Below are 6,752 nucleotides of genomic sequence, written 5' to 3'. Positions count from 1 at the left end.
CGCCACCGGCGGGGCAGGGGGGGTCGGCGGCAAGGCCGGGCTGATCGGCAACGGCGGTGACGGCGGCGCCGGCGCGGCGAGCACCACCACCGGCGCCGGCAGCAAGGGCGGCGCCGGCGGCACCGGCGGAAACGGCGTCGTCATCGGCGATGGCGGCAACGGCGGCAACGCCGGGCTCGGCAAGGCCGCGGGCAACCCCGGCGCCGGCGGCACCGCCGGGCTGCTGCTCGGCAACGATGGGCTCACGGGAAAGACGTAGCCTGTGGGCAACGCGATTGGCGCCGATCCCGGACGGGTAGCCAGGCCAATCGGGAGGTTACGCTTCGCCCGCCAACGCGAATCGGCCATCGGCAGTCTTTGCGACCAGGCCGTCGGCCAGCAACGAATCCAGCGCTCGGTCACGCTGTGCGGTATCGATCAGCCATGCCACGTCGAGCTCGGCGCGGGTTGCTGGAGAGTCCTTGGCGCGCAATACATCTAGTAACCGTCCGCGGACCTGTCGGTCGGTTCCCGCATATGCCTGCACGCGCCGCGGCGGACCGTCCGTGGCAGGATATCCAGCGGTCCGCCATGCGCAGCCGCTCACCGGGCACAAACCGCAGCGCGGGGCGCGGGCCGTGCACACCGTCGCACCCAGTTCCATGAGGGCGACCGAAAAGCGTGGCGCCGATTCATGATTCGGCAGTATCGCTAGGACGTCGGCGTGGTCCCGGGCGGCCGACGGCGCACCCGCATCGGCGCGCCCGTGCACCGCACGAGCCACTACCCGGCGCACGTTGGTGTCCACCACCGGCACCCGCCGGCCGTACGCGAAACACGCCACCGCGCGTGCGGTATAACTACCGACACCCGGCAGCCTCACCAGCGTTTCGACGTCGTCGGGGACCACGTCACCGTGGTCCCGCGCGATGATGGTCGCGCATTCGTGCAAACGCTTCGCCCGGCGCGGATAGCCCAGCTTCCCCCAGGCCCGCAGCACATCGGCGGCCGTCGCAGCGGCCGTTGCCGACGCGGTGGGCCAGCGCCGCACCCAGTCAGGCCATATCGACAACACCCGCGACACCGGAGTCTGCTGCAACATGAACTCGCTCACCAGAATCTGCCATGCACTGACGTCTGGCCGGCGCCACGGCAGGTCGCGACGCGATCGCTCGTACCAAGCAAGAAGATTGGCGGATGATATGTGCTGCGCAGCGGTCACCGGCCGGTACGGCAGAATGCGTGACATGCCCAACACCAACCCGGTAACCGCGTGGAAAGCACTCAAAGAGGGTAACGAGCGATTCGTCGCCGGCAAGCCCGAGCATCCCAGCCAAAGCGTTGAGCATCGCGCCAGCCTCGCCGCTGGGCAGCAGCCGACCGCGGTGATCTTCGGCTGCGCCGACAGCCGGGTGGCCGCGGAGATCATTTTCGATCAGGGCCTCGGCGACATGTTCGTGGTCCGCACGGCCGGGCACGTCATCGACTCGGCGGTGCTGGGCTCCATCGAGTACGCGGTGACCGTGCTGAACGTCCCGCTTGTGGTCGTCCTCGGCCACGACAGCTGTGGTGCGGTGAATGCAGCCCTGACGGCACTGGACAGCGGCGCTCTGCCGGAGGGCTATGTGCGCGATGTGGTGGAGCGGGTGGCTCCATCGATCTTGTTGGGCCGGCGCGACGGACTGAAGCGGGTCGACGAGTTCGAAGAGCGACACATCCACGAGACGGTGGCGCAGCTGATGGCCCGCTCGACGGCCATATCGACGCGGGTGGCCGCCGGCACGCTGGCCATCGTGGGTGTGACCTACCAGCTCTCCGACGGCCGGGCGGTGTTGCGCGATCACGTCGGTGATATCGGCGAGGAAGGCTGACCTTCCGGCGCCGCTAATCCGGCCTCTAACACGGCCCACGCTCGAAAGGGCCCAGCTAACCTCGCGACACGCCGAGGCAGGTCAAACAAGTCGGCGTGACCTGGGCCTACGGTGTGAATGTGCTGGATCTGGAACCGCGTGGCCCGCTACCTACCGAGATCTACTGGCGGCGCAGGGGACTGGCCCTGGGTATCGCGGTCGTGGTGATCGGAATCGCGGTGGCTGCCGTAGTCGCCTTCGTCGGTAACACCGCCGGCGCCAAACCCGTCAACGCCGAGAAACCGGGCTCCGCGCAAAGCCACCCGGGCTCAAACCCGCCGCAGGCGCCGGAACCGGGCGGGCAAAGTGCCGCCAACGCTCCGGCGGCTCCGCAGGGGCAGAACCCGGAGATGCCGACTCCTACCGCCGCGGTGCAACCGCCGCCGGTGCTGAAAGAGGGGGACGACTGCCCGGATTCCACGCTCGCAGTCAAGGGATTGACCAACGCGCCCCAGTACTACATCGGCGACCAGCCGAAATTCACCATGGTTGTCACCAACATCGGGCTAGTGGGCTGTAAACGCGACGTCGGGGCCGCGGTGCTGGCGGCATACGTCTACTCGCTGGATAACAAGCGGTTGTGGTCCAACCTGGACTGCGCGCCCTCCAACGAGACCCTGGTCAAGATGTTCACTCCGGGGGAGCAGGTGACAACTGCGGTGACCTGGACCGGGATGGGGTCGGCGCCGCATTGCCCATTGCCCCGGCCGGCGATCGGTCCCGGCACGTACAACCTCGTCGTCCAGCTGGGCAACCTTCGGTCGCTTCCGGTTCCGTTCGTATTGAACCAGCCGCCGCAGCCGCCGGGGCCACCGCCGGCGCCTGGCCCGGCCGTGGCGCCGCCGCCGGAGGCCCCGCCCGCTCAGGGCGGTTAACGCTCTACTGGTCAGCGATCGTCGACTCGGCCAGCTGTGACAGCCCCTCGCGCACATGGCGGGCCCACATCGCGCCGATGCCGTCGACAGATTGCAGGTCGCCGGCGCTGGCGGCCAATAGACCCTGCAGCGTTCCGAAGGAACGCACCAGCAGGTCGGCATGGGCGAATTGCAGTCGCGGGATGACTGCCATCGCGCGGTAGCCCCGCGGGCTCAGCGCCGAGTCCTGTGCCTCCGCCGTCGTGGGATAGCCGAAAACCTTTGCCAGCACAGTGAAATCGAGCAACTCGGTGTCCGAGAGTGCGTCCAACTCATCCAGGGTGGCGTCAATTTGGGCTTTGCTCGGCGGTTCCGGGTTGGCGTGGTAGTCGCGGACAATCAACTCGCGGGCGGTGTCGTTGCCGCCGAGCAGTTCCTCCAGCTGTAGCCGTAACTGCCGCCCATCGGTGCCCAGTTCCACCGCGTCGTAATCGATCACCAACCCGATTCGCCGGACCAGCTCGAGCCGCTGCACCACCGTCATCACGTCGCGCAGCGTGACGAAGTCTTCGATCTCGGCCCGGGAGAGTTGCCGGCTGACCTCATCGAGCCGGGCCTTGTAGCGTTCCAGCGTCGCGATCGCCTGGTTGGCTCGCGACAGGATGGTCGCCGAGTCGGTCAGCACATGACGATCACCGCCGACATAGACGGTCACGATGTTCATCGAGTGGCTCACCGAGATCACCGGGTAACCGGTCTGGATCGCGGATCGCTCCGCCGAGCGGTGGCGGGTGCCCGATTCGTCGGTCGGTATCGACGGATCCGGGACCAACTGCACGTTGGCCCGCACTATGCGGCTGCAGTCGGTGGAGAGCACCACGGCACCGTCCATTTTGCACAGCTCGCGCAGCCGGGTGGGGGCATAGCGGACGTCTAGGGAGAAGCCGCCGTCGCAGATCGCCTCGACGTTCTCGTCGTAGCCGAGCACGATCAGGGCGCCGGTGCGGCCGCGCAGGATACGTTCCAGGCCGTCCCGTAGCCCGGTGCCGGGTGCCAGGCGGGCGACAGCCTCACGCAGTGTCGGACGTGTCACAGCGTGCATTCTGCTATGAGCGGGGCCACTTAGTGATGAGTGTCCAGACGACACACGCTCGCGGGGGCGCTGGTGCGGTGGTCGGCAACGTCGATCATGTGCTCGAGCGCCGCCACGATAGTAGGCGCGCGCAGTGCTCGCAGACCCGCCGGCGCCGCCTCGCGACCGGGCGGGATCAATGCGATGGTGAATCCCTGACGAACTGCCTCGGCCAGCCGCCGGTCCATGCCGTTGACCGGCCGCAGGTCGCCTGCCAGCCCGACTTCGCCGATCATCACCGCCGTTGTGGGCAGCGGCAGGTTCGCGTACGCCGAGGCCAGCGCGATCGCAACCGCCACATCGGACGACGGATCGGTCAATCGCATCCCGCCTACGGTTGACAGATAGATGTCGTTGACACCGATGCGCAGCCGGGCGTGCTTTTCCAGTACTGCGGTGATCATCGCCGCGCGGGCGTGGTCGATTCCGCTGACCGCCCGTCGCGGCGAACCGCCGGCCGGAGTGGCCAGCAACGCCTGTACTTCCCCGATCAGCGGCCGCTTCCCGTCGAGTGTCACGGTGATGGCGGTACCGGGAACCGGAGCGGACCGCTGATCGAGGAACAGGTTTGACGGGTCGGCGATTCCTTCGATGCCGTTGTCGTGCAATAGAAAACACCCAACCTCGTCGGCGGCGCCGAATCGATTCTTGACTCCACGGACCATCCGTAACCCGCCGTTGCGGTCGCCTTCGAAATGCAGCACCACGTCGACGAGGTGCTCTAGTGACCGCGGTCCGGCGATCGACCCTTCCTTGGTGACGTGACCGACCAGGATCAGCCCGAACCCGTGGGCCTTGGCGGCGGCGGTCAGGGCGGCCGTCACCGCACGCACCTGGGTAACCCCGCCGGCGACGCCGTCGGCCTCGCTGGTGGACATCGTCTGCACCGAGTCGATGACGACCAGCGCCGCCTGCACGGTCTCGATGTGGCCCAATACCGCGTGCACGTCGGATTCGGCGGCCAGATACACCTGTTCGCTGTGACAGCCGATGCGGTCGGCGCGCAGCCGGATCTGTCCGGCGGATTCTTCGCCGGAGATGTACAGCGCGCGCTGCCCCGACTGCGCCCAGCGGTGCGCGACTTCGAGCAACAGCGTCGATTTGCCGACACCGGGTTCGCCGGCCAGCAGCGTCACCGACCCTGGCACCACGCCGCCGCCCAGCACCCGGTCCAGCTCGTCGATGCCGGTCGGACGGTGCCGATTCAGGTTGGGCTGCACCGAACTGATCGGAACGGCGCGCGACGCCGGCACCGGCAGCCGGCGACCACTGACGCCGACCCCGTTGCGTATCGGCACCTCTTCGACCGTGCCCCAGCTGCCGCATTCCATGCACCGCCCCACCCACTTGGCGGTGAGATGACGACAATCCGAGCAGCGGAATTGCGAACGCACGTTAGCCACGCCGTGACCGTATCGGTCGGGTACGACAGCCGCGGCGCGGCCGGCTGGGTGGGGCGTTAGTGCCGGACCGGAGCCGTCGCCTGCTCGTGCGGCTGAGCCAGCGGCGCCGCGATCGGCACCATCAGGGTGCCCTGTCCGGCCTTCTCGAAGTTGAAGGTGAAGCTGTACGTCAAGCCGTTGGTGATGGGCTTGGTCAAGACGACGCTTGCCCTGGCCGCCTGATTCGACCCCAGCGGGCCGGGCGCGACGAGCTGGCCGTCCGGCGTACCGACGAACAGCATCCCGCCGGCGGGCAGCCGCGCGTCACCGGTCATCGTCACGGTGCCGATGTCGCTGCCGATGCTCACCAAACGATCAGCCACATCCGGGGATTGGTTGATAGCCACCAGCACCAAGTCCACCTTCCTGCCGGGCTGCAGGAAATCGCCGCTGCGCTGCAGAGCTTGGATCCGGACATCGCGCAGCAGCACGTTGTTGATGGTGAGCCGGTTGCCGTTGACGGCGGGCTCCTGATTCGCGGTTTGCGAGATCTGACCGGTTCCGCAGGCACTCACCATGGCGGCAATCAGTGCGACCAGGCCCACCGCGGTGAGGCGGATCTTGAAGCGGTTCACTCAATGCCTCCTGCTGGGTTCGGAGCATGGCAGATCGCATGACGGCCTGCTGACTGCGATTCGACTATGCACAGTAGTAGGTTGCTGCCGCCGGCGGTAGCGCCGGTGTCGGTCCCGGGTGCAATTTCGCGATCTGCGTGGCGACTTCACGAAGACTTCACGTTAGTGGCATCGCCGGTGCCTATACCGACAGGTGAGCGGGGGCTGCCGGCTGGTGGAGGTCTGTCATGTCCTTTCTTCTGGTGGCGCCGGAATTGGTTTCTGGCGCGGCGTCGGATTTGGCGGCGATCGGCTCGGCGGTGAGCACGGCCAATGCGGCGGCGGCGGCGATGACGACGCAGTTGACGGCGGCGGCCGGCGATGAGGTGTCGGCGGCGATCGCGGCGTTGTTTAGCGGCTATGGGCGCCAATATCAGGAGCTTTCGGCGCAGATCGGGTTGGTTCACGAGGAGTTTGTGCGGGCGTTGAATGGCGGCGCAGCCGCCTATGCCGCCGCTGAGTTCGCCAATGTTGAGCAGGCCATGTTGGGCATCGTCAATGCGCCGACTCAATTGCTCGTTGGGCGTTCGTTGATCGGTAATGGCGTCGACGGGTTGGCGCCGGGGCAGGCCGGCGGCGACGGCGGGTTGTTGTGGGGCAACGGCGGCCGTGGTGCGGCTGGTGCCGCCGGCCAGGCGGGCGGTGCCGGCGGAGCTGCGGGCCTGATCGGCAATGGCGGAACTGGTGGATCCGGCGGTGTGGGCGCGTCGGGCGGGGCCGGTGGCGCCGGCGGCCTGCTGTTAGGAAATGGCGGCACCGGCGGGATCGGTGGCGCGGCCGGGGGGATCGGCGGTCGCGGTGGTGACGCCGGATGGTTTGGC

7 protein-coding genes and 1 pseudogene are annotated in these 6,752 nt (G+C 67.8%); 4 read left to right on the top strand and 4 right to left on the bottom strand.

Features of this window, described 5'->3' with window-relative positions; all coding sequences use genetic code 11:
- Window positions 1-259 (top strand): annotated as a pseudogene (locus BST40_RS30950) (hypothetical protein); the annotation flags it as partial.
- A gap of 57 nt (window positions 260-316) precedes the next feature.
- Here BST40_RS30950 and BST40_RS26895 read toward each other — a convergent pair.
- Window positions 317-1,228 carry an HhH-GPD family protein gene (locus BST40_RS26895; RefSeq protein WP_075545211.1) on the bottom strand — a complete coding sequence of 304 codons (912 nt, stop codon included), beginning with the start codon at window positions 1,226-1,228 and terminating at the stop codon, window positions 317-319.
- Here BST40_RS26895 and BST40_RS26890 point away from each other — a divergent pair.
- Both BST40_RS26890 and BST40_RS26885 read left to right on the top strand, forming a co-directional pair.
- Entirely contained in the window at window positions 1,227-1,850 is a 624-nt protein-coding gene (locus BST40_RS26890; protein ID WP_075545212.1) for a carbonic anhydrase, read from the top strand. The genes BST40_RS26895 and BST40_RS26890 overlap by 2 nt on opposite strands.
- A 119-nt stretch (window positions 1,851-1,969) precedes the next feature.
- Window positions 1,970-2,764, top strand: coding sequence for a hypothetical protein (locus BST40_RS26885; RefSeq protein WP_089025323.1), 795 nt, complete (start codon window positions 1,970-1,972; stop codon window positions 2,762-2,764).
- 4 nt (window positions 2,765-2,768) lie between these two features.
- Here BST40_RS26885 and disA read toward each other — a convergent pair whose 3' ends face one another.
- The 3 genes from disA to BST40_RS26870 are packed head-to-tail and all read right to left on the bottom strand — an operon-like array spanning window position 2,769 to window position 5,892.
- Window positions 2,769-3,845, bottom strand: coding sequence for a DNA integrity scanning diadenylate cyclase DisA (gene disA, locus BST40_RS26880; RefSeq protein WP_089025322.1), 1,077 nt, complete (start codon window positions 3,843-3,845; stop codon window positions 2,769-2,771).
- Between the two features lie 20 nt (window positions 3,846-3,865).
- Complete coding sequence (gene radA / locus BST40_RS26875; protein ID WP_083156333.1) at window positions 3,866-5,278, bottom strand: DNA repair protein RadA; 1,413 nt, start codon at window positions 5,276-5,278, stop codon at window positions 3,866-3,868.
- 56 nt (window positions 5,279-5,334) lie between these two features.
- Window positions 5,335-5,892 (bottom strand): copper chaperone PCu(A)C domain-containing protein, encoded by a 558-nt coding sequence (locus tag BST40_RS26870; RefSeq protein WP_075548740.1) that lies wholly within the window; start codon window positions 5,890-5,892, stop codon window positions 5,335-5,337.
- Window positions 5,893-6,119: 227 nt separating this feature from the next.
- Between BST40_RS26870 and BST40_RS26865 the strand changes: the two genes are divergently transcribed.
- On the top strand, window positions 6,120-6,752 hold a 633-nt coding region (locus BST40_RS26865; protein ID WP_083156330.1), incomplete at its 3' end, for a PE family protein.

The sequence above is a fragment of the Mycobacterium persicum genome, assembly GCF_002086675.1.
Lineage (GTDB): Bacteria > Actinomycetota > Actinomycetes > Mycobacteriales > Mycobacteriaceae > Mycobacterium > Mycobacterium persicum.
The sequence above is the reverse complement of the archived record's forward strand: the minus strand, read 5'-3'. Positions and strand labels throughout refer to the sequence as shown.

What these genes read in the sequence shown, in the direction of transcription:
- BST40_RS26890 (WP_075545212.1), top strand. Translation starts at nt 1,227, where the DNA reads ATGCCCAACACCAACCCGGTAACCGCGTGGAAAGCACTCAAAGAGGGT.
- BST40_RS26895 (WP_075545211.1), bottom strand. Translation starts at nt 1,228, where the DNA reads ATGTCACGCATTCTGCCGTACCGGCCGGTGACCGCTGCGCAGCACATA.
- disA (WP_089025322.1), bottom strand. Translation starts at nt 3,845, where the DNA reads ATGCACGCTGTGACACGTCCGACACTGCGTGAGGCTGTCGCCCGCCTG.